This is a genomic window from Streptomyces hazeniae (assembly GCF_031845485.1).
GTDB lineage: Bacteria > Actinomycetota > Actinomycetes > Streptomycetales > Streptomycetaceae > Streptomyces > Streptomyces hazeniae.
The window spans coordinates 153,724-180,099 of the sequence record NZ_JAVREQ010000001.1 but is presented as its reverse complement, the minus strand read 5'-3'; the positions used below and the strand labels follow the sequence as shown (position 1 = coordinate 180,099).

Sequence of the window (26,376 nt, the reverse complement as noted above, 5' to 3'; positions counted from 1 at the left end):
GTGCTCCGTCCGGGTGCGCCCGGCCCGGTGGTGTCCGGCCCGGGCGGCCGCGCGGGCGCGTCGGGGCCGGGGGAGCGGCTCTCGTCGCCGTGCCCGACGCCGGGCGAACCCGGCACCCGGCAGGCACCCTCGAGCTGCCCGACCCGGGCCGGGGGCCGGGCCGCCGCGGCGTCTGGGCCCGGAAGGGGTGGCGTCGCGGTCATCGGCGCGCCTCCCCACCCGGTGCGGGACCGCCGCCCCGCGCGAAACCGCCGCCCGGCACCGTGGGCATCGGCCTGGTCGGCGGGTCGCCGCCGGGCCGTCCGGGGCCCGGGGGCGGCGGCGTGCCGTCGGGAGCGGCATCGCTCCGCTCACGGCGGTCGACGTCGCCGCTCTCGTGCCGGGCCGGAAGGGTGACCAGCGCGGCGGAGAGCGCCAGCAGGGCGAGGGCCTGCGCGACCGTGCCGAACGCGCCCTCGCCGTCGCCGATGCCGGGGCCGCCGCCGAGCACGCCGACCACCGCGGCGACTCCCGCACCGGCCATCGCGACCAGCGCGAGCGGCACCAGCAGACGGGTCCGGAAGCGGGCCACCAGTGCAAGCGCCGGCACCACCAGCGCGTACGGTCCGGACACCAGCACCATCACCGACGTCAGGACGAGCGTGCCCAGCACCCAGCTCGGTCGCGGCACGGCCGCGGGGTCGTCCTCGCCGAGCGGCTCGCCCGCCCGTCGCCGGAACAGGGCCAGCCCGAGCAGCACCGCGATCCCGGCCCCGCCCGCGAACAGCGAGGCCGTGTACCAGGGCGCCGGTTCGTACTCCAGGGTGATCAGGCCGTTCCCGCCCTCGGGCACCAGGAAGCCCTGCTGCCAGCCGTCCAGGCGGAGTGGGGTCAGCTCCTCGCCGTTCAGCGTGGCTCTCCAGCCCTCGTTGACGTTCTGGAACGTCTGGAGGTAGGCGGCCGCGCCGTCCCCGACGCGCACCGTGCGGCTGTCGCCGGACCAGTCCTCGACGGTCACCTCTCGCACCGCAGTCTCCGAGGAGCCGCCCGCCCCGCCGGCGGAACCGCCGGGAACGTCGGCGGCCGTGCCCCGGGCGAGTGCGACCCCGGTGACGGCCAGGGGACCGTCACCGCCCGCCCGGACGGTGTGCCGCCCCTGCTGCAAGGCGAGGCCGTCCGCGCAGAGTTCGACGTCCACCTCCCGGCCGCGCACCAGGTCGGCGACCGTGCCGGACGCCTTCGTCCGGTACCGGGTGCCGTCCACCTCGAGGCGTGGTCCGTCGCCGCAGGGCAGGGAGAACCTCTCGTCCGGGTCGGGCGGCGGCGTGCGCAGCTCCTCCAGGGCCGGTACGTGCACCTCGGTCAGTCCGACGGGCAGTTGCAGGTGCCGGTCGGCGAAGGGGTTGTGGACCGTCTTGTCCTCGGTGGCGGTGACGGTGAGGTCGAGGGCGTCGGTGGTGATCGGGTCGAAACGGACCCAGCCGTTCTCGTCGACGCCGACCGTGGCGGCACCGTCCGGGGAGGAGATCCGCACCTCGGTCGGCCGGGAGGTGATGCCGCCCGCACCCGCGAGCACCAGCCGGTCGATCTCCGTCTTCTTCTCCCAGCGCAGACGGACGGTCGGGTCGTCGCCCGCGATCCAGGCCGTGGTGAGGTCGCCGTCGACCAGGCTGCGCGGGCCGACGGTCGCGCCGAGCCGGCTGGTGGACTCCGCGGTGGCGGTGATCCGTACCCGCTGCTCGGGCGCCACACGTGCCAGCAGTGCGTCGAGCGCGTCGCCCGGCACTGCACGTGCGGTCGCCGTCATGCGCCAGTCGCCCGCCGTCCCGGTCGCGAAGCGCCGGTTCATCGCGCCGCCCTCCTCGGCGACGGGCAGCAGCCCGCCCGAGTCGAACGCGCGGTGCAGCGAGACGATCTCGCCCGCGGCGGCGGTGTCCGACGCGTCCCGCGGAAGGCGCAGCAGCTTCTCCACCCGCACGTCCGGCACGGCGATCTCGGCGAAACCGGCCCCCGTGAGGCCGGGCGAGGCGCTCTCGGTCGCGGCGAGGGTGACACGGAGCCAGTCGGAAGGACCCGCCGGGGCACGTACCCGCTGCGTCGAGCCGTCCGGGCGCAGCGGGCTCTCCTCGCTGCCCTGCTCGGTGGTGACCCGGATGCGTGTCGGCGTGGCGCGCACCTGGTCGCCCGGCAGCGGCGTCACCTCCAGGCCCGGGGGGACGTCGGTGGTGCCGTCGAAGTCGACCTGCACCCACTGGCCGACCGGTTCCGCCGCGCTGCCCTCGGCCCACGCCGTGTCCGGGTCGCCGTCGAAGGCGTGCACCGGCTCGAACTGCGGGAGGTGGAACAGCCAGTTGCCGCTGCTGGACGCGGTCACCGACTCCGCTCCGCGCAGCGCGGCCGTCGTCTGATGCCGGACACCCTCCACGGGCAGGATCTGCTTCGGCGGCTCGCCCGCGTCCTGCACGGCGTCCGGAGGGTTGCGCTGTCCGGGCGTGTACACGGCGGACGTGTTGTGGTTGAGCAGACCGAAACGGGTGTCGGCGAGGCGCAGTCCGTCGCCGCGTACCTGGAGGGCGGGTTCGTCGAGGCCGGGATGCGCGTCGCCGGTCAGCACGGCGGGACGCCCGGCCAGCCGCGGGTCGCCGGCCAGCGGCAGCAGCGACTCCGGGCCGCCGCTGACGGACGCGGTCTCCGACACCGCGCGTGCAGTGACCCTCCCCGGAGATTCCACGCCGGTCGGCCGGTAGATCTCGACGGCCTGCGGGCGCGGGTACAGGGCGGCCACGTCGAGCGGGGTGTCCGCCGCGATCCGGCCGGCGGTCACCTTCGGCCCGAACGCGGCGACCCGTTCGTACCCGGAGGACTGCAGGGTGCGTTCCACCGTCTGCGGCGGAACGTACCCGACCTGGTCCGGGTCGAGGTCGTTGCGGACCACCACGTGGTGCAGGCCCGCGCGTGCCAGGTACGCGGAGAGTCCGGGCACCTCGGTGCCGGACGCCATCGCCCGCTCGACGGCGTCCAGCCCCCGCCTGTTGCCCGGCGTGCCGAACGGCACGAAGTCCCGCTGAGCCCAGGGCGATTCGGCCAGCACGTGCAGCGGGTCGTCGATCGGCGAACCCCAGGTGTGGATGCCGTGCGCGGTGGCCGGGGTGACGTACGCGCGGCTCTCCGGCGCGTGCTCCTCCAGCCAGTCGGCGGTCTGCTGCCAGTGTCGGGGCAGCTTCTCGAACGCCCCGGGCTGGAGGACGTCCGCCCGGAGGAACGGCAGGGCGAGCCCGGGCAGCACCAGCAGAGCCGCCAGCCCCGGCAGCAGCCGCCGTGCGGGCAGCCCCCGCGAACCCGCCCGCCGGGCGGCGACGCCCACGAGGTGCGCCAGCCCGAAGGCGAGCGTCAGCGCCAGGCCGGGCTGGAACTTGTAGATGTTGCGGAACGGCCGCAGCCAGCCGTCCAGCCAGCCCTGCACCGTCGGAGCGAACGGGCCGCCCAGCGCACCGGCGTAACCGGCCAGCGTGACGGCGGCGACGACGACGGCGGTCAGCACCAGCCAGCGGCGCTCGGGCAGATCACGCCGGGCCAGCCCGGCCAGCCCGAGCGCCGCGGCCAGCGCGCTGCCCGCGATCGTGAGCACGCCGGTGGCCATGGTCCAGCCGGCCGGCAGCCAGGGCTCGCCGTAGAAGAGATAGGCCGTCCAGTTCCCGGCGCCGCGCAGCATCTCGGTGGCCGCCATCGTGCCGGTGGTGGTCTCGGCCTGTTCGACGTACGGCATGAAGTCCTCGCCGTAGCCGCCGAGGAGCAGCAGCGGCACCACCCACCACACGGTCGCCAGCAGCACGCCGGGCGTCCACCAGGCGATGAGGGCACGGCGGCGCCGGCCGGTGCGGCTGAGCAGGTACAGGCCGACCGGCAGCAGCGAGGCCAGCGTGGAGGCGGCGTTGACGCCGCCCATGAAGGGGATCAGCAGCGCCGACCGGGCGGCCGCCACACGCGGCGAGGCGGTGGTCGAGGTCAGCGGCAGCAGCACCCAGGGCAGCATCGCGCCGGGCAGCGCGGCCGCCGAGGTCGAACCGACGACGATGGTGAACGTCGGCCAGAGCGCGTAGCAGGCCGCGCCCAGCAGCCGGGAACGCGAGGTGCCCACCCCGAACCGTTCGGCCAGCCGCAACGCGCCCCAGAAGGCGGCGGTGACCACCAGCGACAGCCACAGGCGCTCCGCCATCCAGACCGGCAGGCCCAGCAGGTCGGTCAGCGCGTGGTAGGGCAGCATCGGGAAGGCGTAGCCCACGTACTGGTCGGCGATGCCGCCGAAACCCGCCCGGTCGTGCCACAGTTCGCCGAGGTCGCCGAGAAACCGCCACGGGTCCGTGACGACGCCCAGTTTGGTCTCGAACGTCATCCGGCCCGGGGACGGCACCAGGAAGCCGACGAGGACGACGCCCCAGAAGCCCAGCAGCCAGCGCCTGCTCCGCCGTTCCGGCCGGCCGGGCGGAACGGGCGTGCGCGCCGGCCGGGGCCGGCCCGGGTCCGTCGGGGACTGCGGAGGACTGAGCGTCGAAGTCATGGGCACCGCCGGAGGATGAGGAGGAGGTTCCAGGTGGCGATCTCGCGGAGCAGCGGAACGCGGGTGATCGCGCCCGGCAGGAACGGCCAGTAGCGGGAGCGGGCGGAGACGATCCGTACGTCCGGCCGGGCACGCACCTGCCGCAGCGTGGGACCGACGTGCACGGCGAACAGGTTCTCGCCCAGGGTGTGTTTCGCCTCCCGCCCGGTGCGCCGCCGGTAACGCGCGCGGGCCCGCGCCGCACCGAGGTAGTGCCAGGGCGCGGTCTCGTGGCCGCCCCAGGGGGAGTACCAGTTGGTGAAGGCGACGTAGATCAGACCGCCGGGACGCGTCACCCGGACCATCTCGGAGAGGAACGTCTGCGGGTCCGCGACGTGTTCGAGGACGTTGGAGGAGAAGCAGACGTCCGCCGCGCCGTCCGCGAGCGGGAGCAGGTAGCCGTCGGCGAGCACCGCGCCGTGCGGGCGCCGGTCGTCGGCGTGCAGCTCGGCGGGGTCCGGTTCGAAGAGGAACGCCCGGGCGCCGCGCCGCCGGAACTCCTCGGTGAAGTGGCCCGCCCCGCCGCCGACGTCGACCACGGTGGCGCCGGAGAGCGGGTGATGCCGCTCCACCTGGTCGGCGGCGTCCCGTGCCAGCAGGCCGTAGGTGTGGGCGGGGTCGGTCTGCTCCCGGAGGAAGGCGCGGAGGAGCGCCGCGGACCGGCGCAGTGACGGGTCGGGGTGGGAGGGCGCCCGCGGGGTGCCGGCCTGCGGGGATGGGGACTGGGCCGGTGGGGACTGGGTGGGTGGAGTCTGCAGGGGCGACGGGTGCCGGCCCGTGGTCTGCGGAGTCGCGGTCTGCGGGGGCGTGGTCTGCGGGGCGTGTGCGTGCTGCCCGTCTGCTGCCGTGTCCGTCACCTGCCGCCCCTCACGCCGTCCGGCCCGTGTCGGCCCGCGCGTACGCCTCGGCCGCGACCGTCCGGAATCCCTGCACGGTGTTCTCCCAGCTCAGCCGCCGCGCCCGGAGCCGGGCGGCGGCGCCGAGCATGTCGCGGCGTCGTGGCGACAGGGCGACGGAGCACCAGTGCGCGGCGAACGCGCTCTCGCCGCGGGCCAGCAGACCGGTGCGGCCGTCGTCGACCGAGTCGCGCAGTCCGGGGATGTCGAAGCCGACGGCCGGGGTGCCGCGGATCGCGGCCTCGGTCACGACCAGCCCCCAGCCCTCCACCAGCGACGGGTGCAGCAGCAGCCACGCGCGGCAGAGGAGCCGGTGCTTCTCCGCCTCGTCGACGCGCCCGGCGAACGTCACGCCCGGGCCGGCCATGGCCTCCAGCCGCGCGCGTTCAGGACCGTCGCCCACGATCACGAGCCGTCCGCCGGTGACGGGGCGTACCCGTTCCCACAGGCGCAGCAGCAGATCGATCCGCTTGTACTCGACGAGTCGGCCCATCGCGAGGAACAGCGGCTCGTCGTCCTTGGCGTGCAGCGTGCCGGGCTCCTCGACGCCGTTGTGCACGACGCGGATCTCGTCGTCCGGGACGCCGAGCGCGGCCAGCGCCTGCGCGGTGGAGCCGGACACGGCGACCTTGAGGTTGCGGCGGTGGCTGCCGGCCAGTGCCCAGTGCTCCAGGCGGCGGCCCAGCCGCGCGGCGGGAGCCGGATAGCGCATCGACCACAGGTCCGTGTGCACGTGGTTGACGAAGCACAGCGTCGGACCCCGGTGCCAGAGCGGCGCGAGGTACGGCATGCCGTTGCAGACCTCCACCAGCAGGTCGCAGGCGCCGACCTGACGTGTGAGGGCCCGCCGCGCCCGGAGGAAGTGCCCGGCGTCGCCACCCGCGGAGACCACCCGGTAGTCGCGGTACGCGGCGGGACCGCCGCACAGCAGCGTCACCTGGTGCCCGTGGGCGGTCAGGCCCTCCGCGATCCGGTCGATGAGCAGCTCGGAGCCCCCGGCGGCCGGATTGCCGAGGTCGCGCCGGGCGAGGAAGACGATCCGGCGAGGCGTCGACGCCTCGCCGGCGTCCTCCCGCGGGCGGGGGAAGCGGGCGGGCGCGTGCACGGCGGCGGCGCCGGCTGCGGGGCGGGCCGCGCCGGGCGGGACGGCGGGCGCGCTCGGCACGTGCTGGGGCATGCGTGCTCCAACTCGTCTCGGTGTGCGGGACGGGTGCGGGTGGGCCTCGGGCATGGGCGGCCTCGCGTGGGTGGGGACGCCGCGGCGGGGAGGCCGCGGGGTGCGGGTGGGCGTGCGTGCCCGGCGGTGCGGTGCGGTGCGCTGCGCTGCGCTGCGGCATGGTGCGCGTACGGGGCGAGCAGTGCGCGTGCGGGTGGTACGCGGTGTGGGTGCGCGTGCGGTGTGACGCGGCTGCGGTGCGCGGTGCGGCGTGCGGTCGGGCGGGTCCGTGGGGCGGAACGGGCCGGTTTGCGCGGCGTGGGCTCAGTGTTCGACGGAGCGGACGCGCGGGCTACTCACCCGCGTGACAAATTCGGGGACGCATCGGGCCGGTGCTTCATCACTTCGCGCTGCCCGTGGCGTGCGGGGTGCCGGAGCGTGGGCGTCCGCGCACCACGAGCACCGCTCCCAACGGGGCCAGTACGGCTCCCGCCGCGGCGGCGCCGATCGGTGCCGTCTCGCCCACGACCTGCAGCTTCCTGCTGTCCGCGGACGCAAGTTCGACCTGCTCGCGCTGCGTTGCTTCCGTGAACTCCAGCTTGTCGCTACGCAACAGGGTGACCTCGTCCCGCTCGCCGCCGGGGGCGCGCAGCGTCACCTTCGGCGCGATGCTCACCCGCAGGATCCGGCCGGTTCTCTGGTCGACGACGAGGTCGATGTCCTCGTTGGCGTACCACTCCTCGGCCTGCACCTGGCCGGCGTCCGGCTTGCCGACGAGGAGCCCCGGCACCTGCCGGGACCCGACCCGCACCTGCTCCACGGAACCGGTGAAGCGCAGCCCCTCGTAGCCCTGGACCTCCGCGCGGCCTGCGTACCGCAGCGGCACCGTGCCGCCCAGCGTGCCGTCCCACCAGGTGTAGGACCGCTCCTGCACGTCGAAGGGGAACTTCAGGTACGCCTCGCCGCCGAACTCCTGCGGGGCTTCGCCGCAGCAGTGCACCGGCCGGTTGGTCGCCGGGTCGGTGACCCAGCGCTCGGTCTCCCACTGGAAGGAGCGCCGCGGATCGTTCAGCTTCGCGGTCTTCGGCGTGTCGATGGTCTGTGACACGTCCCACACGGCGACGCCGTTCCTCTCGCTCTCCGCCACGTTGCCGAGCACCCGCCTGGTGACGGTCAGCCGCTGCCCGTCCTTCGTCTCGACGTCCTCCTGGTCGAAGTGGCTTCCGGTGCCGGTGAGCACCGTCGTCGAGACGACGTCCACCGGCGTGCGCTGGGCCCTCGGCTCGACGTACCAGGTCAGCATGGGTGCGAGGACGAGCAGGAACACGCCGAGCCCGAGGAGGACCAGCGAGAGAGGGGAAGCGGAACGGCGCATACGTGACTCCGTGGGTGAGGCCGGGGAGAGAGCGCGGCGGGGGTGACCGGTGGAGCGCGGGTGATGCCGAGGGCGCGGGCGGATTCGTGCGCGTTCGGAGGAGACCGGTGAGGGCCTCGCATGAGACCGGAAACGTAGAGGACGCTTGACATGGCGTCAATGGCTAATTAACACTCGAGTAACTTCCAGAGGGTCACAGCCCTGGGGCGGGCTGGTGCGCACTGACGAAAGAGGTTCGTCGCGCCATGCACAGACTCCTCACAGCTACTCTGACCTGCGTCGCAGCCGCCGCACTGGCGGTCGGGGCGGGGTGGGGGATCGTCGCCGCGCTGCACGCCACGCCGGAGCAGCCGAACGTCCCCCTGGTCGAGTTCCGCACGTCCACCTCCCCTCCGCAGCCTTCGCAGGAGCCGTCCCCGCAGTCTTCGCCGCCACGGTCTTCGCCGTCTCCGTCTTCGCCGTCCCCGGACGCCGGGGCCGCCGGGGACGAGGGTGGGGCGCCGTGACCACTGCCGCCGTCGCCGGATCGGCCTGGAGCGGGGTGCCGCCGCTGCGGGTGAGCCGCTTCACCGCCCGCGCGCTCCAGGAGGTGCCGCAACTCGCCGAGGACATCCTCGGGGAGATCCGGCGTGAGCACCCGAACCTGCCGCTGATGCTCGACGACAACGGAGAGCCTCTGGCGCTGGTCGGCATCCGGGGCGCCATCGAGCACTTCCTCGGCCACCTCACCACGCACGGCCTGAGTTCCGATCTGCGTCCGCCGCCCCGGATCTTCCAGGACTTCGGGCGCGGGGAGGTGCGGGAAGGCCGCAGTCTCGACGCCCTCCAGGCCATCTACCGGCTGGGCATACGCCTCGCCTGGCGCCGCTTCTCCGAACTGGGCACCCGTCTGGAGATCCCACCGCCTGCCATGTACGAGCTGGCCGACGCGGCGTTCGTCTATCTGGACAGCCTCGTCGCCGCCTCCGTGCACGGCTATGCCGAGGCAGCCGCCCGGCAGGCCGGCGAGCGGCTGCGGCTGCAGCGTCGCCTGCTGGATCTGCTGCTCACCGAACACCACCGGGCCCCGGCCGACTTCACCGAACTCATCGCGGACCGCGCGGCCCGGATCGCCTGGCCGGTGCCGTGCACCGTGGCGGTCGCCGTGCTGCAGCGCCCGGCGCGGTCGGCCGTGCCGCCGGCCGTCGGTGACGAGGTGCTGCTGGACATGGAATGCGAGCAGCCCCGGATGGTGGTACCCGATCCGGACGCACCCGGCCGCGCCGAACGGCTCCGCCGGGCGACGGCCGGTTGGGCGGGGGCTCTCGGCCCGCCCGTACCCCCGGCACAGGCGGTGAAGTCGTTGTACTGGGCACAGTCCGCCGTGGCTCTGATGGAGCGCGGGCTCCTGCCCGGAGGCGAACTCCTTCCCTGCACCGAACACACCGAGGCACTGGTGCTCCTGCCTCCCGAGGAACTCATCGGGGACCTCGCCCGCCGCCGGCTCGCCCCGCTGCGGGACTGCGGCCCCACCCACAGCCGCCGGCTCGCCGAGACACTGCTCGCGTGGCTGGAGACCAGAGGAGGAGCCCCCGAAGTCGCCGCCCGGCTGGGAGTGCATCCCCAGACCGTCCGCTACCGCCTGCGTCAGATACGCGAGTTGTGGGGTGACGACATCGACGCGCCGGAAAGCCGCTTCGAACTGGAGCTGGTGCTCCGCACGATGCGGCTGCGCGGCGAGCTGGGCCCGCCCGGCACCGTGAGCACGGCCCGACGCCCGGAGCTCTCCCGGCCGGTGTGACGACCGGTGTCCCCCGCCGGCCTCGCTCGGCGGGCCCGGGAACGCGACGGCACCATGCTCTGCAGTGAGGTCCGGCCGCCCGGCCCGCCCGACCGCCCGACCGCCGGGCCGGGGGGCCCGGGAGAGGTCGGTGTCCACGACCCCTTGGCACGAGCGCTCGTCATCGACGGCGCCGACGAGGGGTTTCGACCTGGTGCTGGAGAGGTCCGGGCCGTCCGGTGCAGGCCGAACGGCCTGTGACCTGGCCCGGCCCGGTGGACGCGTGATCCTCGTCGGTGACGCCCGCGCCCGTAGCTGGAATGCCGAACCGATCCGGCTCGCGGCCGACCGACTCACCCTGCGTACGGTGTTCGGCGCCCGGTCCTTCGCCTGGTCTCACGCCCCAACGCGCTGGCCTCCGGACGGCTCAACCCGCACCGTTGATCAGTCTCCGCATGCCGCTGACCGGCTTCCCCGAAGCGATGGGACTGCTCGCCACCCCTTCCGACGTCCCGACCGGCAAGGTGCTGCTGCATACGGCCGGCTGACGAGCCGTCGGTCGACGGGCACCGTACCGACGTTCTCGAGCGCGTCACGCGAACCCGTGGATCGGAGAGGTGACGGCGCGGGGTGGACGGGCGGGCGGCGCCACCCACCCGTCCACTTCTGCCGAGCGGCCGACCGTCCGGCCTGCCCTCAGCCGTCAGCCGTCAGTCGACGGTCAGGGTGACCTCTATGTTGCCGCGGGTCGCGTTGGAGTACGGGCAGACCTGGTGCGCCTTCTCCAGCAGCTGCCTGGCGGTCGCGGCGTCCACCTGAGGAATGCTGGCGCGCAGGGCGACGGTGAGGCCGAAGCCGCCTTCCGGCGTCTTGCCCATGCCGACCTCTGCGGTGACCGTGGAGCCGGTGATGTCGGCCTTCTCCTGCCGGGCGACGACGCCGAGGGCGCTCTGGAAGCAGGCGCTGTAGCCGGCGGCGAACAGTTGCTCCGGGTTGGTGCCCTCACCGCTGCCGCCCAGTTCCTTGGGCGGGTTGACGACCACGTCGAGCTTGCCGTCGTCGGACGCGACCCGGCCGTCGCGGCCGTTGTGAGCGGTGGCCACCGCGGTGTACTTGACGTCGAGGGATGGGATGGACATGCAGATCCTCTCGTTTCTTGTCCGACCGGGAGGCTCGCGCCCACGACCTCTGCGGTCCGGTCCGAGCCTAGAGGATCGGATGCGGGCGCCGGCATGGCGGGGAGCCCCCGTGGGGTCGGATGATCGGGTGTCGGTGCGGGTCGCTGCCGTCAGTCGGCGAGGCGGACGACCATCTTTCCGGTGTTCTCGCCCTTGAGCATGCCGAGGAAGGCGTCCAGGGCGTTGTCGATGCCGTCCACGACGGTCTCCCGGTAGGTGAGTTCGCCGGAGCGGATCCAGCCGGAGACCTCGGAGACGAACTGCGGCTGCAGCGATGCGTGGTCGCTGACGAGCATGCCCTGCATCCGGATCCGCTTGCCGATGAGCAGGGCGAGATTGTGCGGTGCGGCGGGGGGCTCCGTGGCGTTGTACTGCGCGATCATGCCGCACACCGTGACGCGGCCGTGCACGTTCATCGCGCCGAGAGCGGCCTCCAAGTGGTCGCCGCCGACGTTGTCGAAGTAGATGTCGATCCCCTCCGGGGCGGCGGCTCGGAGCTGCTCGGCGACCGGGCCCGACTTGTAGTTGAAGGCCGCGTCGAAGCCGTACTCCTCGGTCAGCAGACGCACCTTCTCGTCCGAGCCCGCACTGCCGATCACCCGGGAAGCGCCCTTGAGCCGGGCGATCTGGCCCACCTGTCCGCCCACGGCGCCGGCCGCGCCGGAGACGAACACCGCGTCGCCCTCGGTGAACCCTCCCACCTCCAGGAGACCCGCGTAGGCGGTGAGACCCGGCATGCCCAGGACTCCGAGGTAGGTGCTGAGCGGCGCCAGGTCGGCGGAGACGACGGTGGCGTGCCGGGCGTCGAGCGTGGCGAACTCCCGCCAGCCGAGCCCGTGCAGGACGTGGTCGCCCACGGCGAAGCCTGCGGCCTCGGAAGCCACGACGACGCCCACGGCACCGCCGTCCATGGGCGCGTCGAGCTGGAAGGGCGGCACGTACGACCGGACGTCGTTCATCCGGCCGCGCATGTACGGATCCACGGACAGGTAGAGGTTGCGCACGAGGATCTGGCCTTCCCCGGGGGCCTCTACCGGGACTTCCCGCAGCGCGAACCCGTCGGGCGTGGGCCAGCCCTGCGGGCGGGCCGTCAGATGCCAGGCGCGACCGGCGGTGGGCAGAGTCATGTGGTGCCTCCAGATGCTTCAGATGCTGAAACAATGCTGCACCTGGATATTTCATGTTGTCAAGCTTTGAGGTAGGCTGAGGTCATGTCGACCGGCTCACCCTCCGTCCCGCCCCTGCCCGACGCCCTCACGCGCGAGGTCGTCGAGCTGATCGGCGGCGTCGTGGCGCGCTACCACGCGGAGTACGAGGTGGCCGCCGCCGACCACGCGCTCACCGGAGCGCAGGCGCGCGTTCTCGCCCTGCTCGACCGTGAGCCCACGCCGATGCGCCGCATCGCCGAGCAGCTGAGGTGTGAGCCGTCGAACGTGACGGGCATCGTCGACAGGCTGGAGGCCCGGGGCCTGGTCGAGCGGCGGCCGGACCCGGCCGATCGCCGCGTCAAGCTCGCCGCGCCCACGGAGCGCGGCAGCGCGACGGCCGCGAGCCTGCGGGGTGCGCTCGGGTTCGCCCGGGAGCCGCTCGCCGAGCTCACGCCGCTGGAGCGGCGGGTGCTCCGTGACCTGCTCATACGGATGCTGGACAGCCCGTGATGCCGCGCCCAGGGGCCCGGCGGTCTCGTCGAGTCAGCCGTCCGTGATGCGCTTGTAGGCGAGTTCGGCCAAATCGCTCTGTCCCTCGCGGCTCGGGTGGAACCAGTCCCAGCGGCTGAGCGCGTTCGCGGTGAAGCGGTAGTCGTGCACTTCGCCCCCGTCCCAGCGGCACCGCCTCACCTCCGTGCAGACCTCGCGCAGCACGGAGTTGTAGGCGTCCACGCGCTCCGAGACCTGCGCCCGGCGTGCGGTCGCGGCCTCACCCGTGTCCCGTGGCGCGTCCAGCATGGAGCGGCAGATGCCGTAATCCCACACCCGGCGGGCGTCCGGCTCGTCGCGTCCCACCTGCCAGAGCCGCTGCAGGTCCGGGATGCTCGCCACGTACACCTGGGAGCCGGGAGCCTCCTCCCGGAGGGTGCGCAGTGCCTGCTCGAAGTCGGTGCGGAAGCCGGCCACCGGCGTCATCGCGTCGACCGACGGCCTGCACGCGTCGTTGGCGCCGACGAGCACCGTCACCAACTCCGGGTCGCGGTCCGCAGCCTGCGCCATCTGCCGAGGGAGGTCGGCCATCGTCGCGCCGGAGACCGCCAGGTTCCAGCTGTCGCGGCCGGGGCGGTCGAGGAGCCGGGAGGCGAGACTGGCCACGGCCGGGTCGGTGCCGGTGGCCCAGGACGACTTCGGGCAGTCGGCGAGCGGCCCGCAGGCATCGAACGCCCGGGTGATGGAGTCGCCGACGGCGGCGAGGGAGTCGGGGTCGGTGTCCCATGCCGGGGAGGCCGAGGGTGCCGCGGACGCGCCGGGTGACGAAGGGGATGTACCCGGCCGCGCCCCGGATGCCGAGGAGGAGGGGGGTGAGGAGCCCTCTGGTGAGGAGCCGCCCTGACAGGCCGCCAGGGAGCACCCCAGGGTCATGGCCAGGGCGCCGGCCACCGCCATCCGGGCGGTGTGTCCGCGTGTCCGCATCGCCGCCTTCCCTTCCGCGTCGTCTCCCTTCCCGACCGTACGGCACCCGCGGCCGGAATCAGCGCGGTAGCTTTCTCCCGTGGGGCGGTTCGCGTGCGTACAGGTAACCGAACACCCATCACATCGCGTCATATCCTGCCCGATTCGTGGAGGAATGACCACAATGGTGTTTACTGTTGGTCACCTCGGAAGCTGGTAGGCCAGTGGTCGATGGTGCAGAATGTCAGGCGCCGGTCCGGCGCGTGACCGGCAGGTACTCGAGCCCGCCCGCGAGGTCGGAGCTCGAACCGCACTGGAGGTCCCGGTGACGACACGTGGAGTCCTGTTCGTCCACTCCGCGCCCCGCGCGCTCTGCCCGCACGTCGAGTGGGCCGTCGCAGGGGTGCTGGGCGGCCGCGTCGCGCTCGACTGGATCAAACAGCCCGCCTCTCCGGGCACCTGGCGTGCCGAGTTCTCCTGGCAGGGGGAGCCGGGCACCGCGTCGAAGCTCGCCTCCGCGCTCCGCGGATGGCACATGCTGCGCTTCGAGGTGACCGCCGACCCGTGTGCCGCCGCCGAGGGAGAGCGCTACAGCTCGACCCCCGAGCTGGGCATCTTTCACGCCGTCACCGGCATGCACGGCGACATCCTGATCCCCGAGGACCGGCTGCGGGCCGCGATGTCCCGCTCCGTGCGGGGGGAGAGCGACCTCGAGGCGGAGATCGCCCGGCTGCTCGGCAAACCCTGGGACGACGAACTCGAACCCTTCCGGTACGCCGGCGAGGGCGCCCCGGTGCGCTGGCTCCACCAGGTCGTCTGAGTCCCCTTCACCACGGCACTACGCGAAGACGCCCCGGCCTGCCAGGCTTCACAGCCTGGCAGGCCGGGGCGTTCGTACGTGCGGGCCGCGCGGAGGTCAGACCGTCCGCAGCGCCAGCACCACGTTGTGGCCGCCGAACCCGAAGGAGTTGTTGAGCGCGGCGATGCGGCCCTGCGGCAGCTCGCGCGGCTCACGGACGACGTCGGCGTCCGCCTCCGGGTCGAGGTTCGCGATGTTGATGCTCGGCGGAGCGAGGCGGTGGTGCAGCGCGAGCACCGCCGCCACAGTCTCGATGCCACCGGCACCGCCCAGCAGGTGACCGGTCATGGACTTCGTCGCGGACAGTGCCATGTGGTCCACGTCGCCGGAGAACACCTTGCGCAGTGCCTTGATCTCGGCGATGTCGCCCTGCGGGGTCGACGTCGCATGCGCGTTGATGTGCATGATCTCGTCGGCGCGCAGGTCGGTGTTCTGCATCAGGTTCTGCAGCGCGTGCGCGATGCCGTTGCCGCTCGGCTCGGGCTGCGTGATGTGGTGGCTGTCGGCCGAGACGCCCTGGCCGACGGCCTCCGCGTACACCCGCGCACCGCGCCGCGCGGCGTGCTCCGCCGACTCCAGCACGATCACACCGGCGCCCTCGCCCATGACGAAGCCGTTGCGGTCCGCGTCGTACGGCCGCGAGGCGCCCTGCGGGTCGTCGTTGTTCTTCGACATCGCCATCATGTTGCCGAACGCGGCGATGGGCAGCGGGTGGATCGCCGCCTCCGTCCCACCGGCGACGACGACGTCGGCACGGCCCGTGCGGATCATCTCCACCGCGTAGCCGATGGCCTCCGATCCCGAGGCGCAGGCGCTGACCGGAGTGTGCACCCCGGCCCGCGCGTTGACCTCGAGACCCACGTTGGCGGAGGGGCCGTTCGGCATGAGCATGGGCACGGTGTGCGGCGACACCTTGCGCACACCCTTGTCCCGCAGCACGTCGTACTGGTCGAGAAGGGTGGTCACGCCTCCGATACCGGACGCGACGACCGCGCCGAGCCGGTCGGGGTCGACGGTGCCGTCCTCGCCCGCGCGCGCGGTGAAGCCGGCGTCCGCCCACGCCTCACGGGCGGCGATGAGCGCGAACTGCGCGGAGCGGTCCAGCTTCCGCGCCTGCGGACGCGGAATGACCTCCGAGGGGTCGGCGGCCGCCCGTGCACCGATGCGCACGGGCAGGTCGGCCGCCCACTCCTCCTCCAGGAGACGCACACCGGACCGGCCGGCGACGAGACCCTCCCAGGTCGATGCGCTGTCGCCACCCAGCGGTGTGGTTGCGCCGATACCGGTGACGACCACGGCGGATGGGGTCGTGTTCATCGGAATTCTCTCTCCACGTGTCTGAGGTACGCGGTGACGCGTCGGCGCCACCGCAGGGCGGCGACAGTCCGGCTCAGCCCTGGTGCTTGAGGATGTACTCGGTGGCGTCGCCGACGGTCTTGAGGTTCTTGACGTCGTCGTCCGGGATCTTCACGCTGAAGCGCTCCTCGGCGGCTACGACGACCTCGACCATGGACAGCGAGTCGACGTCCAGGTCGTCGGTGAAGGACTTGTCCTCCTTGACGTCCTCGGCGGGGATACCGGCGATCTCGTTGACGATGTCGGCGAGACCGGCGATGATCTCTTCCTTCGTGGCGGCCATTGCGGCGCTCCTTCGTGTTGTGTCGGTCTCCCGGACGCGGCTTCCCGGCCCGGTGCTGTGCCACAGCGCTGCCGCCTCCGTGACGGTGCGGCGTGCGCTGCGAGGTGTGTGGTCCTGCTTCAGGGGAGAGTAACGACGGCGGCCGCGTAGACGAGGCCGGCACCGAAACCGATGACCAGTGCCGTGTCGCCACTCTTCGCCTGACCGGTCGCCAGCAGCCGCTCCATGGCGAGCGGGATGGAGGCGGCCGAGGTGTTGCCGGTGGTCTCCACGTCCCGTGCGACGGTGACCGTCTCCGGGAGTTTCAGAGTCTTCACCATCGAGTCGATGATCCGCATGTTGGCCTGGTGCGGGACGAAGACGTCCAGGTCCTCCGCGGCGACTCCGGCGGCGTCCAGCGCCTGCTGGGCGACCTTGGCCATCTCGAAGACGGCCCAGCGGAAGACCGTCTGGCCTTCCTGGCGCAGCGCGGGGAACTTCAGTTCGCCGGCGTCGTCCACCGGCAGTGCGCTGACGTCCCCCACCCGGAACGCGTCCCAGGGGACGGTCTGCGTGATGACGTCGGCCTTGTCGCCCTCGGAGCCCCACACCACGGGGCCGATGCCGGGCTCGTCCGCCGGGCCGATGACTGCCGCGCCCGCGCCGTCGCCGAACAGGAAGGCCGTGGAACGGTCCTTGAGGTCGGTCAGGTCCGAGAGGCGTTCGACGCCGACCACCAGCGCGTACTCGGCGCTGCCGTCCACGACGAGACCCTTGGCGATGCCCAGGCCGTAACCGAACCCGGCGCAGGCGGCGGAGATGTCGAACGCGGCGGCCTTGCCCGTGCCGAGACGGTGGGCGACCTCGGTGGCGATCGACGGGGTCTGCTTGAAGTGCGAGACCGTCGAGATGATGACGGCGCCGACCTGCTCCGGCGTGATTCCCGCGTCGGCGATCGCCTTGCCCGCGGCCTCCAGCGTCATCTCGGCGACAGTCTCCTCCGGACCGGCCCAGTGGCGGGTCGCGATGCCGGACCGCGAGCGGATCCATTCGTCGGAGGAGTCGATGTGCTTGAGGATCTCCTCGTTCGGCACCACGCGCGTGGGCCGGTAGCCGCCGACGCCGTGGATGCGCGCGTGAGGGGAGCCCTTGGCGGGCCTGATCTTCGCGGTCATGCTCTCGATGCTCCTATTCCGCCGCGGCGGTGTGTTCGGCGACGAGCGTGCGGGCCGCCTCGAGATCGTCGGGGGACTTGAGTGCCAGCGTCCTGACACCCGGCATACCGCGCTTCGCCAGGCCGGTGAGCGTTCCGCCCGGGCACACCTCGATCAGGGCGGTCGCGCCGCGCGCGACGAACGTTTCCATGCACAGGTCCCAGCGCACCGGGTTGGCCACCTGCTGCACCAGCCGCCGTACGACCTCCGCACCGCTGTCCACGACCTGACCGTCCGCGTTCGACACGTAGGGCAGGACCGGGTCATGCACGGCGACGCCGCGCACCGCGGTGTCCAAGGCCTCGACGGCGGGCGCCATGTGCACCGTGTGGAACGCCCCCGCGACCTGGAGCGGCCGGACGCGCGCCCCCTCCGGCTTGTCGGCGGCCAGCGCCTCGAGCTGCTCGGCGGTGCCGGCCGCCACGATCTGGCCGCCGCCGTTGATGTTCGCGGAGGTGAGCCCGAGCTGTTCGAGGTGCGAGGTGACCGTGTCGGCGTCCCCGCCGAGCACCGCGGCCATCCCGGTCTCGGTCACCGCGGCGGCCTCGGCCATGGCGCGTCCGCGGATGCGTACCAGGGACATGGCGTCCGCGGGGGAGACGACACCCGCGGTGGCCGCGGCGGCCAGTTCACCGACGCTGTGACCGGCGACCGAGCCGACCGCCCGCGCCGCGTCATGGCCCTCGAGCAGCGCCCCGGCGGACACCAGGGAGGCGGCCACCAGCAGCGGCTGGGCCACGGCGGTGTCCCGGATCTCCTCCGTGTCCGCCTTGGTGCCGTAGTGCACCAGGTCGAGTTCGAGGGCGTCGGACCATTCCCGGAGGCGGTCCGCGACGCCGGGGAGGTCGAGCCAGGGGGTCAGGAAGCCAGGCTTCTGGGCGCCTTGGCCGGGAGCGACGAGTACGAGCACTCTCACACTCTCTCTTGAGGACGTGGGTCCCCGCCCGTGGGGACCGGGACGAAGAACAGTCGGGGGAATTGTGGCTCCCCGACAAACCCGCGACGCTCAGCCTACGGCTCTCGATCACCGTCTGCGAGACGCCCCAGGATCAGCGCGATACGCAGAGTAAACGCTGAACGCACGTCGGAGGGGGACCACCCGGTGACGTCCGTCACACGTCGCAGCCGGTAGCGGACGGTGTTCGGGTGAACGAAGAGCATCCGCGCCGCGCCTTCGAGACTGCTTGCCTGCTCCAGATATACGCTGAGAGTTTCCAGCAGCGCCGAGCCGGCTTCCTCCAGCGGTCTGTAGATCTCCTCCACCAAGAGCTTCCGCGCCGCCGGGTCTTCGGCCATCGCCCGCTCGGGCAGCAGATCGTCCGCCAGCACCGGGCGCGGCGCGTCCGGCCACGCCGCACACGCCCGCAGTCCGGCGGCCGCGGCCTGCGCCGACCGTGTGGCCGACAGCAGATCCCCGACGACCGGTCCGGCCACCACCGGGCCCGAAGCGTACGGACCGATCAGCGACTTGGCGGTGCGCAGCGGATCGTCCGAACCGCCCGCGATCACCACCAGCCGCTCGCCCAGCACGCCGGTCAGCACCTGGAGCTTGGCGTGCCGCGCCGCTCGCCGGATGGCCTCCACCGTGAGCTCGCTGTCCCCGTCGGGCGCGGTGCCCAGCACGACGCAGACGTGTTCGGGCGAGTTCCAGCCGAGCGCCGCGGCACGGGACACGGCGCCCTCGTCCGCCTCGCCCGACAGCACGGCGTTCACCACCAGGGACTCCAGGCGTGCGTCCCACGCGCCGCGGGCCTCCGCCGCCTGGGCGTAGACCTGCGCGGTGGCGAAGGCGATCTCGCGGGCGTAGACGAGCAGCGCCTCGCGCAGTACCGCTTCGTCCCCGGGGGCCGCGACCTCGTCGATCGCGGTCTCGACGACCTCGATCGTGGTGCGCACCAGCTCCACCGTCTGCCGCAGCGTGATCGCCCGCGTCAGTTCGCGCGGCGCGGTGCCGAACACGTCCGTGCTGATGGCCTGCGGCGTCTCCGGGTGCCGGAACCACTCGGTGAACGCGGCGATGCCGGCCTGCGCGACCAGCCCGATCCAGGACCGGTTCTCCGGCGGCATGGCGCGGTACCACGGCAGCTGCTCGTCCATGCGGGACAGGGCCGCCGCGGCGAGCTTGCCGGAGGACTGCTGGAGCCGCCGCAGCGTGGCCGCGTGCGGATGCTGCGCCGACCGGCCGTCGGCGTCGTTCGCGGGATTTTCGTCGGATTCCGTAGGTTCGGGCACGGCACAAGCCTGCCTCATCCGGTGCCGTCCGCGGGTACGGGGGCGTCTACGGTGGTCTGCATGCTTGAGGTACGGCGAGCAGCCGACCGGTACCGCGGCGGTGACAGGGCCGCCGGGATCGACACCCGGCACGCATTCTCCTTCTCCGGCTTCTACGACCCGGAGAACGTCGGCTTCGGCCTCCTCGTCGCCTGCAACGAGGAGCGCCTGGAGCCCGGAGCGGGCTTCGGACTCCACCCGCACCGCGACCTGGAGATCGTCACCTGGGTCGTGGAGGGAGAGCTGGAGCACCAGGACTCGACGGGCGCCGCGACGCTGGTCCGCCCCGGCGACCTGCAGCGCCTGGGGGCGGGCTCCGGCGTCCGCCATGCGGAGCGCAACGCCGGGACGGGGGTGCTGCGCTTCGTGCAGATGTGGCTGGTGCCGGGAAGCTTCGGCGGTCCGCCCGGGTACGAGGTGGTGCGGGGGATCGCCGACGCGACGCCGTTCGCGATCCCCCGCACCGACGCCGTGCTGCACGTGCGACGGCTCGGCGACGGCGCACGTACGGCGGTGCCCGACGCGCAGTTCGTCCACCTGCACGTGGTCCGCGGCGGGGTGCGCCTGGGCGGTGAGCGGCTGGGACCCGGTGACGCGGCCCGTGTCACCGCGGCGGACGGCCTGGTGGCGTCCGCTCACGGTGACACGGAGCTGCTGCTCTGGGAGATGCACGCCGAACCCTCCTACGGCTGACCGCGGGACGGTGCGGGTTCGCCGCAGAAGGGGCTACTCCCGCCCGGCCGAGGTGAGGGCCATGTCCGCGTACCGCGCGCCCGCCACCTGCGCGGCGACGGGCTCCAGCACGCTCAGCTCCTCTTCGGTCAGCGTGAGGCGGGTGGCCGCCGTGTTCTCGTCCACGCGGCCCGGGCGCCGGGTGCCCGGAATCGGCACCACGCGCAGGCCGTGCACCGCCGCCCGCTGGTGTACCCAGGCCAGCGCGACCTGGCCGCTCGTGGCACCGTGCGCCTCGGCGATCCGTCGCAGCGGCCGCAACAGGGCCGCGTTCGCCGTCGCGTTGGCGCCGGTGAAGCGCGGCTGGAGGCGGCGGAAGTCGTCGCTGCCGAGGTCCCGGTCGGCGTCGGTGAACGAACCGGTGAGGAAGCCCCGGCCGAGCGGTGAGTACGGCACGAAGGTCACGCCCAGCTCGCGTGCGGCGCCGACCACGTTCTCCTCCACGTCGCGGCTGAAGACCGACCACTCCGACTGCACCGCGGCCACGGGGTGGACGGCGTGCGCGGTGCGCAGCTCGCTCCCCGTCACCTCGCTCAGCCCGAGCTGCCGAACCTTGCCCTCCCGGACCAGTTCGGCCATGGCGCCGACGGACTCCTCGAGCGGCACCCTCGGGTCCCGGCGATGCATGTAGTACAGGTCGATCGTCTCCACGCCGAGTCGCTGCAGGCTCTTCTCGACGCATTGCCGCACGTACGCGGGGTCGTTGCGCACCCCGCGCGCCTGCGGGTCGTCCGGGTCGAGCACCACGGCGAACTTGGTGGCCAGGACGATCTCGTCACGGTGCGCGCGCACGAAGGGCGCCAGGAACCGTTCGTTCTCGCCCGCGCCGTACATGTCGGCGGTGTCGTAGAGGGTGACACCGAGCTCCAGCGCCCGTTCCAGCGTGGCGCGCGCCTGCCTCTCGTCCGTGGGACCGTAGGCGAAGCTCATGCCCATGCAGCCCAGGCCCTGGACGCCCACCTCCGGGCCGTCCGCGCCCAGCCGTTCCGTGCCGATCCGCTCCGTGTTCATCGCTGCCGTGCCGCCTTCCCGGAGGGCGACGCCTCCGTGGTCTGCTCTTCGGTGCTCCGCTCGTCGGCGGGCTGTGCTGCGCCGGGCTGCGCCGGACCGGTCGGTGGTTCCGTGGAGTGCGCCGGGATCTGCGGCTTCCCCGAGTAGACGCCGATCTTGTGGTCGAGGACCGCGAGGGTGTCCCGCAGTTCCGCGATGCGGAGACGCACGTTCCGCCGGGTCGTCTCGAGGAGTTCGCGCCGCGCGTCCACGGTGTGCTCGCCGGCCCGCACGAGTTCGGCGTACCGCACCATGTCGGCCACCGGCATGCCGGTGAGGCGGAGCTTGCCGACCAGTGACAGCCAGTCCAGATCCTTGTTGGTGAACCGTCGCTGCCCGGTGTGCGAGCGGTCGACGTGCGACATGAGGCCGATCCGCTCGTACCAGCGCAGGGTGTGCGCGCTCAGCCCGGTGCAGGCCGCGACCTCGCTGATGGTGTACCGGTCCATTCCGTCCGGGCGCGGATGCACGGCGTTCCGGGTCGCGCAGAGGTCCGCGTCGGCCGCCTTGCCCGCTGTCTCGCTCTCGTCCGCCGTCTCCTGCTCCGTCACGGTCATGGGGGAAACGCTACGGACCTGGAGTGCACTCCAGGCAAGCACATTTCGGGGGCCGATTTCCGCCGCGTTAGGCTGCCTGGCATGGACAGCGCCCTGCGGATGATCGAGACCTGGCCCGTGCCCGCCGCTGCCGCCGCCGTCGTCACGGCGGACGGCTCCCTGGCCGGGAAGTACGGCGAGACCGGACGGCGCTTCCCGCTCGCCTCCGTCACCAAGCCGCTGGCCGCCTACGCCGTGCTCGTCGCGGTGGAGGAGGGCGCGCTCGAGCTGGACGAGCCGGCCGGCCCCGAGGGCGCGACCGTCCGCCACCTGCTGGCCCACACCTCCGGTCTCGCCTTCGACGAGCACCGGACCGTTGCGGCGCCGGGCGAGCGGCGGATCTACTCCAACACCGGCTTCGAGGTGCTGGGCGAGCACCTGACCAAGACCACCGACATCCCCTTCGCGGAGTACCTGAGAGACGCGGTCCTCTCGCCGCTGGGAATGACGGACACCGAACTCGCGGGCTCCCCGGCCAAGGACGCCGTCTCCACCGCGGACGACCTGGTGCGCTTCGCGGGGGAACTCCAGGCGCCCCGCCTGATCGCGCCGCAGACGCTCCAGGAGGCCACGGGCGTGGCCTTCCCCGGACGCAAGGGCGTGCTGCCCGGCTACGGCAACCAGTCACCGAACGACTGGGGACTCGGCTTCGAGATCCGCGACGGGAAGACGCCGCACTGGACCGGTGACCGCTCCTCGCCGCGTACTTTCGGGCACTTCGGCCAGTCCGGCACCTTCCTGTGGGTGGACCCGGAGGCCGGTGCCGCCTGCGTCGCGCTCACCGACCGCGACTTCGGTCCGTGGGCCGTCGAGGTGTGGCCGGTCTTCACCGACGCGGTCCTCGCCGCGCTGTAGGCCGCCGGGCCCGGGCCCGCGTGCGCGGAGGTCAGAGCTCGGCGAGCAGGTCCGCCTTCTTGGCGGAGAACTCCTCGTCGGTGAGCAGCCCGGCCTCGTGCAGCTCACCGAGGTGCCGTATCCGTTCGGCGATGTCCGCCGGGTCGCGTCGGTCGCTCGCACCGGGGCCGGAGCCTGGCGGGTTCGCAGCGGTGGCCGTGTCCAGCGCCGGGACCGGCTCCGCCTCCCGTACGGCGGCCAGCACGGCGGCGGCGAAGGGCAGCGACTCGTGGACCAGTCCGTAGCCCAGCCCGAACACCACGGAGGCCGGGTCCTGGTCCACCTCGACGCCGGGGAACGCGCGTAGCGCGGGCGAGGCGGCGCCGCGTGGTACCAACCGCAGGTGGCCCTTGAAGACCTCGGGCGAGCGCCATTCCACGTCCTCGAGCTCGCCCACCGCGAACGTCTGGTCGCCCGCCTTCCACTTGGCCGAGGACGCCCCCGTCCAGAACCAGCGGAAGGACACCTCCTTGCCGTTGAAACGCGCCTTGCCGTCGTACGCCTTGAACGTCAGCGGCGGCTCGGGCGCGGCGACCAGGTGCGCCGGGGCGGGCTCGGCCGCGTCCGGACCGAGTGCCGAACGCAGCTCGCTGACGTAGTAGTCGGCGAGCAGCTCGCGCTCTGCGGGAAGCACCAGCCGGTACGGATCGCAGGTCTCCTTGAGCTGTCCGTCCGCGGCCTCCACCAGCGGGTCGGCCCCGGCCCGCGGCACCGCGCGCATCACGATCGTGCCGCGCCGCCCGCCGGGGGCCAGCTCGATCCGGCTCAGTGCCTCGTACGGGATGCGCCGCTCTCCCAGCACGTGGAAGAGCTTCGGCGTGCGGATCCCCCGTTCGAAGCGGATGAGCACGGAGTCGGAACCGAACTCCCAGGAGGAGTGGATTCCCGCCAGAACGTCACCCATGTGGGTCATCGTATGCGGCGCCCGCCCGCGCGTCCCCCCGCGCCGCGCGGTGCCACTGGCCTGAGGTCCTCGGCGCGCGTCATCGGCGGCTCCAGCCGTCGCTCAGCGCGGGCGCCATCAGGTCGAGGTAGGTGTCCATGGTCCGGCGTGCCGCCTCGACCGTGACGTCCTCGCCCTCGCCCCACTCCCGTCCGGCCGCCCGCATCACGCCGGTGAACGACGCGACCAGCACCCGGGGACGCCGGTCGTCGGGGGACAGGCCCTCGCGGGCGGTGAGCAGTGCGGCGAGGCGGGCCTCCGTCTCGGTGGACCGGCGCAGGTGTGCGGCGAGCAGCGACGGCGTCGTCTCGATGACCTGCCACATCCTCATGTACAGGCCGATCGGCACGATCTCGGTGATGGCCTCGCCGAAGTGGTCCCAGGTCGCGTCGAGGGCGTTGCGCAGGGCGCGGATCGGCGACTCCTGTGCTGGGCGGTCGCGCACCGCCTCGTAGAAGCCGGCCTCCGTCTCGTCCTGGAGCGCCAGCGCGACCTCCTCCTTGCTGGAGAAGTACCGGAAGAAGGTCCGCTGGGACACGTCCACGGCGTCGGCGATCTGGTCGACGGTCGTGTCGTCGTAGCCCCGGGTGACGATCAGCTCGTGCGCCACCCGGATGAGGGCCCCTCGGGTGCGCCGCTTCTTGCGCTCCCGCAGTCCGGTCACGTTCGGCCACCTTTCCTGGACATGGGCGGCACCCTACCTGTGAGCGGAATGACAGCTGCAGACTGATGAATTGGTTTGTCAATTGTCAGACGCTGTCATTAGCCTCGCGGGCATGAGCTCGCACACCGCCACCGTCACGAAGGGGGCGCCCGAACCACCGGGCCCGCCGATAGCAGAGCCCGCCCGGCCCAGAGGGCTTCGTGGCCACCCGTGGCTCACGCTCCTCACGGTGGCGCTCGGCGTCACCATGGTCGCCCTCGACGGCACCATCGTGGCCATCGCCAACCCCGCGATCAAGCAGGATCTCGGCGCCACGCTCGCCGAGGTCCAGTGGATCACCAGTGGCTACCTCCTCGCTCTCGCCGTCTCACTGATCACGGCGGGCAAGCTCGGCGACCGCTTCGGCCACCGGCAGGCATTCCTTTTCGGCGTGGTCGGCTTCGCCGTCGCCTCGGCGGCCATCGGCTTCGCCCCCAGCGTCTCGCTGGTCGTCACCTTCCGTGTCTTCCAAGGCGTCTTCGGCGCCCTCCTGATGCCCGCGGCGCTCGGGCTGCTCCGCGCCTCGTTCCCCGCCGAGAAGCTCAACGCGGCCATCGGCATCTGGGGTGCCGTGATCGGCGCCTCCACCGCGGCCGGCCCGATCGTCGGCGGGCTGCTGGTCGAACACGTCAGCTGGGAATCGGTCTTCTTCATCAACGTGCCGGTCGGTGTCCTCGCCCTGGGCATGGGTCTGGCGTTCCTGCTGGACCACCGGGCGGAGAAGACGGCGAGATCCTTCGACCTGCCCGGCATCGTGCTCCTCTCCGGCGCGATGTTCTGCCTGATCTGGGCGCTGATCAAGGCCCCCGAGTGGGGCTGGGGCGATGCCGGCACGCTCGGCTTCCTCGCCGTCGCGCTGGTCCTCTTCGCCGTCTTCGCTCTCTGGGAGACCCGGGCACCGGAGCCGCTGCTGCCGCTGAGCATGTTCCGTTCCGTGCCGCTGTCGGCGGGCACCGTGCTGATGGTGCTCATGGCCTTCGGTTTCATGGGCGGGCTGTTCTTCGTCACCTTCTACCTCCAGAACGTCCACGGCATGTCTCCGGTGGAGAGCGGCCTGCACCTGCTGCCGCTGACGGCCATGATGATCGTGTCGTCGCCACTGGCGGGCGCCGTGATCACCAAGGTCGGGCCGCGCGGCCCTCTCGTCGCGGCCATGGTGATCACCGCGTTGGCGATGTTCGGTCTGTCGACGTTGGATGCAGGCAGCGGAACGCTGGCCACCTCTCTCTGGTTCGCCCTTCTCGGTCTCGGCCTGGCTCCCGTGATGGTCGGCGCGACCGAGGTCATCGTCGGCAACGCGCCGCTCGAGCACGCCGGTGTGGCCGGCGGGCTCCAGCAGGCGGCCATGCAGGTCGGCGGGAGCCTGGGTACCGCCGTCCTCGGCGCCGTCATGGCCTCCCGTGCCGGCGGCGTGGTGGGGGAGAAGTGGGCCGAGGCCGGCCTGCCGCCCCTGAAGGCCCAGCAGGCCGAGCAGCTGGAGGACGCCGCCGCCGTCGGCTTCGCTCCGCCCGCTCCGGCGGGCACCCCGGAGAGGATCGCCGACCTCATGGCGAGCGTGGTGCACGACGCGTTCATCTCGGGCATGGGACTCGCCTTCACCTGTGCGGGAATCGTCGCGGTGCTGGCCGCGGGGGTCGCGGTCTTCACCAAGCGGGGCGCCCATGACGCGGGACCCGCCGTGCACGTGTAGCGGACTCGCACGGACGGAGCTGTCGTTCCGTTCCGCGCGATGAGGGGTGCAGGGGCACGGCCGAGGGGACCGTGCCCCTGCACCTGTCTATCCCGCCGACCTCACCGCCGCGGGCCGCCCGCCAGATCTGTGGACGGAGGGCACTCTGTGGACAACTCGGCCACCCCTACCGGTGACTTCCGGCGGTTGCGCTTGGCAGCGGCGGATGCGGGCCGCCAGCCTTGATCACGACGCCGGGCGGATCCGCTGCCCGGCCCCTCCACGGG

At 72.8% G+C, this 26,376-nt stretch carries 21 protein-coding genes and 1 pseudogene; 6 read left to right on the top strand and 16 right to left on the bottom strand.

What is annotated here, in order from left to right; translation table 11 throughout:
- Window positions 1–199: 199 nt before the first annotated feature.
- From RM572_RS01020 to RM572_RS01005, 4 genes are all read right to left on the bottom strand, one after another.
- Window positions 200–4,537: an alpha-(1->3)-arabinofuranosyltransferase domain-containing protein gene (locus tag RM572_RS01020; RefSeq protein ID WP_311671804.1), complete on the bottom strand. Its 4,338-nt coding sequence runs from the start codon at window positions 4,535–4,537 to the stop codon at window positions 200–202.
- Window positions 4,534–5,244, bottom strand: coding sequence for a class I SAM-dependent methyltransferase (locus RM572_RS01015; protein ID WP_311671803.1), 711 nt, complete (start codon window positions 5,242–5,244; stop codon window positions 4,534–4,536). The genes RM572_RS01020 and RM572_RS01015 overlap by 4 nt, the downstream gene beginning before the upstream one ends.
- 199 nt (window positions 5,245–5,443) lie before the next feature.
- Window positions 5,444–6,649: a glycosyltransferase family 4 protein gene (locus RM572_RS01010; RefSeq protein ID WP_311671354.1), complete on the bottom strand. Its 1,206-nt coding sequence runs from the start codon at window positions 6,647–6,649 to the stop codon at window positions 5,444–5,446.
- 379 nt (window positions 6,650–7,028) lie between these two features.
- Window positions 7,029–8,003, bottom strand: a complete 975-nt coding sequence (locus RM572_RS01005; RefSeq protein WP_311671353.1) for a DUF3068 domain-containing protein — start codon at window positions 8,001–8,003, stop codon at window positions 7,029–7,031.
- A gap of 502 nt (window positions 8,004–8,505) precedes the next feature.
- On the opposite strand from RM572_RS01005, the gene RM572_RS01000 reads away from it, so the two are divergent.
- Window positions 8,506–9,783: a helix-turn-helix domain-containing protein gene (locus RM572_RS01000; RefSeq protein WP_311671352.1), complete on the top strand. Its 1,278-nt coding sequence runs from the start codon at window positions 8,506–8,508 to the stop codon at window positions 9,781–9,783.
- Window positions 9,784–10,472: 689 nt separating this feature from the next.
- Here RM572_RS01000 and RM572_RS00995 read toward each other — a convergent pair.
- Together RM572_RS00995 and RM572_RS00990 are read right to left on the bottom strand one after the other, a co-directional pair.
- A complete protein-coding gene (locus tag RM572_RS00995; protein WP_027762878.1) occupies window positions 10,473–10,901 on the bottom strand; it encodes an organic hydroperoxide resistance protein in 429 nt (142 codons plus the stop codon).
- A gap of 149 nt (window positions 10,902–11,050) precedes the next feature.
- Window positions 11,051–12,067: an NADP-dependent oxidoreductase gene (locus RM572_RS00990; protein WP_311671351.1), complete on the bottom strand. Its 1,017-nt coding sequence runs from the start codon at window positions 12,065–12,067 to the stop codon at window positions 11,051–11,053.
- An 84-nt stretch (window positions 12,068–12,151) separates the two neighbouring features.
- Between RM572_RS00990 and RM572_RS00985 the strand changes: the two genes are divergently transcribed.
- The gene (locus tag RM572_RS00985; RefSeq protein WP_311671350.1) at window positions 12,152–12,598 is read left to right on the top strand and encodes a MarR family winged helix-turn-helix transcriptional regulator; all 447 of its coding nucleotides are present in this window, start codon (window positions 12,152–12,154) and stop codon (window positions 12,596–12,598) included.
- A 33-nt stretch (window positions 12,599–12,631) separates the two neighbouring features.
- On the opposite strand, the gene RM572_RS00980 is transcribed toward RM572_RS00985, so the two are convergent.
- The gene (locus RM572_RS00980) at window positions 12,632–13,561 is read right to left on the bottom strand and encodes an SGNH/GDSL hydrolase family protein (RefSeq protein ID WP_311671349.1); all 930 of its coding nucleotides are present in this window, start codon (window positions 13,559–13,561) and stop codon (window positions 12,632–12,634) included.
- Between the two features lie 304 nt (window positions 13,562–13,865).
- Between RM572_RS00980 and RM572_RS00975 the strand changes: the two genes are divergently transcribed.
- A complete protein-coding gene (locus RM572_RS00975; protein WP_311671348.1) occupies window positions 13,866–14,360 on the top strand; it encodes a DUF3145 domain-containing protein in 495 nt (164 codons plus the stop codon).
- A gap of 96 nt (window positions 14,361–14,456) precedes the next feature.
- Here the strand turns inward: RM572_RS00975 and RM572_RS00970 are convergent, their stop codons facing one another.
- From RM572_RS00970 to RM572_RS00950, 5 genes are all read right to left on the bottom strand, one after another.
- The gene (locus RM572_RS00970) at window positions 14,457–15,716 is read right to left on the bottom strand and encodes a beta-ketoacyl-[acyl-carrier-protein] synthase family protein (RefSeq protein ID WP_311671347.1); all 1,260 of its coding nucleotides are present in this window, start codon (window positions 15,714–15,716) and stop codon (window positions 14,457–14,459) included.
- A 73-nt stretch (window positions 15,717–15,789) separates the two neighbouring features.
- Window positions 15,790–16,038 carry an acyl carrier protein gene (locus RM572_RS00965; RefSeq protein ID WP_311671346.1) on the bottom strand — a complete coding sequence of 83 codons (249 nt, stop codon included), beginning with the start codon at window positions 16,036–16,038 and terminating at the stop codon, window positions 15,790–15,792.
- Window positions 16,039–16,157: 119 nt separating this feature from the next.
- Window positions 16,158–17,192, bottom strand: a complete 1,035-nt coding sequence (locus RM572_RS00960; RefSeq protein WP_311671345.1) for a ketoacyl-ACP synthase III — start codon at window positions 17,190–17,192, stop codon at window positions 16,158–16,160.
- A gap of 13 nt (window positions 17,193–17,205) precedes the next feature.
- On the bottom strand, window positions 17,206–18,141 hold the full coding sequence (locus RM572_RS00955; protein ID WP_311671344.1) for an ACP S-malonyltransferase: 936 nt from the start codon (window positions 18,139–18,141) through the stop codon (window positions 17,206–17,208).
- 101 nt (window positions 18,142–18,242) lie between these two features.
- Window positions 18,243–19,481 carry a PucR family transcriptional regulator gene (locus RM572_RS00950; RefSeq protein WP_311671343.1) on the bottom strand — a complete coding sequence of 413 codons (1,239 nt, stop codon included), beginning with the start codon at window positions 19,479–19,481 and terminating at the stop codon, window positions 18,243–18,245.
- Between the two features lie 42 nt (window positions 19,482–19,523).
- On the opposite strand from RM572_RS00950, the gene RM572_RS00945 reads away from it, so the two are divergent.
- Window positions 19,524–20,195 (top strand): pirin family protein, encoded by a 672-nt coding sequence (locus RM572_RS00945; protein ID WP_311671342.1) that lies wholly within the window; start codon window positions 19,524–19,526, stop codon window positions 20,193–20,195.
- A gap of 33 nt (window positions 20,196–20,228) precedes the next feature.
- Here RM572_RS00945 and RM572_RS00940 read toward each other — a convergent pair whose 3' ends face one another.
- Window positions 20,229–21,245: an aldo/keto reductase gene (locus RM572_RS00940; protein ID WP_311671341.1), complete on the bottom strand. Its 1,017-nt coding sequence runs from the start codon at window positions 21,243–21,245 to the stop codon at window positions 20,229–20,231.
- Between the two features lie 122 nt (window positions 21,246–21,367).
- Window positions 21,368–21,841 (bottom strand): annotated as a pseudogene (locus RM572_RS00935) (MerR family transcriptional regulator); the annotation flags it as partial.
- An 81-nt stretch (window positions 21,842–21,922) separates the two neighbouring features.
- Here RM572_RS00935 and RM572_RS00930 point away from each other — a divergent pair.
- Window positions 21,923–22,735 (top strand): serine hydrolase domain-containing protein, encoded by an 813-nt coding sequence (locus RM572_RS00930; RefSeq protein WP_311671340.1) that lies wholly within the window; start codon window positions 21,923–21,925, stop codon window positions 22,733–22,735.
- Window positions 22,736–22,766: 31 nt separating this feature from the next.
- On the opposite strand, the gene RM572_RS00925 is transcribed toward RM572_RS00930, so the two are convergent.
- Window positions 22,767–23,678 (bottom strand): DUF4429 domain-containing protein, encoded by a 912-nt coding sequence (locus tag RM572_RS00925; RefSeq protein WP_311671339.1) that lies wholly within the window; start codon window positions 23,676–23,678, stop codon window positions 22,767–22,769.
- A 79-nt stretch (window positions 23,679–23,757) separates the two neighbouring features.
- The gene (locus tag RM572_RS00920; RefSeq protein ID WP_311671338.1) at window positions 23,758–24,381 is read right to left on the bottom strand and encodes a TetR family transcriptional regulator; all 624 of its coding nucleotides are present in this window, start codon (window positions 24,379–24,381) and stop codon (window positions 23,758–23,760) included.
- Between the two features lie 112 nt (window positions 24,382–24,493).
- On the opposite strand from RM572_RS00920, the gene RM572_RS00915 reads away from it, so the two are divergent.
- Window positions 24,494–26,110 (top strand): MFS transporter, encoded by a 1,617-nt coding sequence (locus RM572_RS00915; protein ID WP_311671337.1) that lies wholly within the window; start codon window positions 24,494–24,496, stop codon window positions 26,108–26,110.
- Window positions 26,111–26,376 lie beyond the last annotated feature (266 nt).

What these genes read in the sequence shown, in the direction of transcription:
- RM572_RS01020 (WP_311671804.1), bottom strand. Translation starts at nt 4,537, where the DNA reads ATGACTTCGACGCTCAGTCCTCCGCAGTCCCCGACGGACCCGGGCCGG.
- RM572_RS01010 (WP_311671354.1), bottom strand. Translation starts at nt 6,649, where the DNA reads ATGCCCCAGCACGTGCCGAGCGCGCCCGCCGTCCCGCCCGGCGCGGCC.
- RM572_RS01005 (WP_311671353.1), bottom strand. Translation starts at nt 8,003, where the DNA reads ATGCGCCGTTCCGCTTCCCCTCTCTCGCTGGTCCTCCTCGGGCTCGGC.
- RM572_RS00995 (WP_027762878.1), bottom strand. Translation starts at nt 10,901, where the DNA reads ATGTCCATCCCATCCCTCGACGTCAAGTACACCGCGGTGGCCACCGCT.
- RM572_RS00990 (WP_311671351.1), bottom strand. Translation starts at nt 12,067, where the DNA reads ATGACTCTGCCCACCGCCGGTCGCGCCTGGCATCTGACGGCCCGCCCG.
- RM572_RS00985 (WP_311671350.1), top strand. Translation starts at nt 12,152, where the DNA reads ATGTCGACCGGCTCACCCTCCGTCCCGCCCCTGCCCGACGCCCTCACG.
- RM572_RS00980 (WP_311671349.1), bottom strand. Translation starts at nt 13,561, where the DNA reads ATGCGGACACGCGGACACACCGCCCGGATGGCGGTGGCCGGCGCCCTG.
- RM572_RS00970 (WP_311671347.1), bottom strand. Translation starts at nt 15,716, where the DNA reads ATGAACACGACCCCATCCGCCGTGGTCGTCACCGGTATCGGCGCAACC.
- RM572_RS00965 (WP_311671346.1), bottom strand. Translation starts at nt 16,038, where the DNA reads ATGGCCGCCACGAAGGAAGAGATCATCGCCGGTCTCGCCGACATCGTC.
- RM572_RS00960 (WP_311671345.1), bottom strand. Translation starts at nt 17,192, where the DNA reads ATGACCGCGAAGATCAGGCCCGCCAAGGGCTCCCCTCACGCGCGCATC.
- RM572_RS00950 (WP_311671343.1), bottom strand. Translation starts at nt 19,481, where the DNA reads ATGAGGCAGGCTTGTGCCGTGCCCGAACCTACGGAATCCGACGAAAAT.
- RM572_RS00945 (WP_311671342.1), top strand. Translation starts at nt 19,524, where the DNA reads ATGCTTGAGGTACGGCGAGCAGCCGACCGGTACCGCGGCGGTGACAGG.
- RM572_RS00940 (WP_311671341.1), bottom strand. Translation starts at nt 21,245, where the DNA reads ATGAACACGGAGCGGATCGGCACGGAACGGCTGGGCGCGGACGGCCCG.
- RM572_RS00930 (WP_311671340.1), top strand. Translation starts at nt 21,923, where the DNA reads ATGGACAGCGCCCTGCGGATGATCGAGACCTGGCCCGTGCCCGCCGCT.
- RM572_RS00925 (WP_311671339.1), bottom strand. Translation starts at nt 23,678, where the DNA reads ATGGGTGACGTTCTGGCGGGAATCCACTCCTCCTGGGAGTTCGGTTCC.
- RM572_RS00915 (WP_311671337.1), top strand. Translation starts at nt 24,494, where the DNA reads ATGAGCTCGCACACCGCCACCGTCACGAAGGGGGCGCCCGAACCACCG.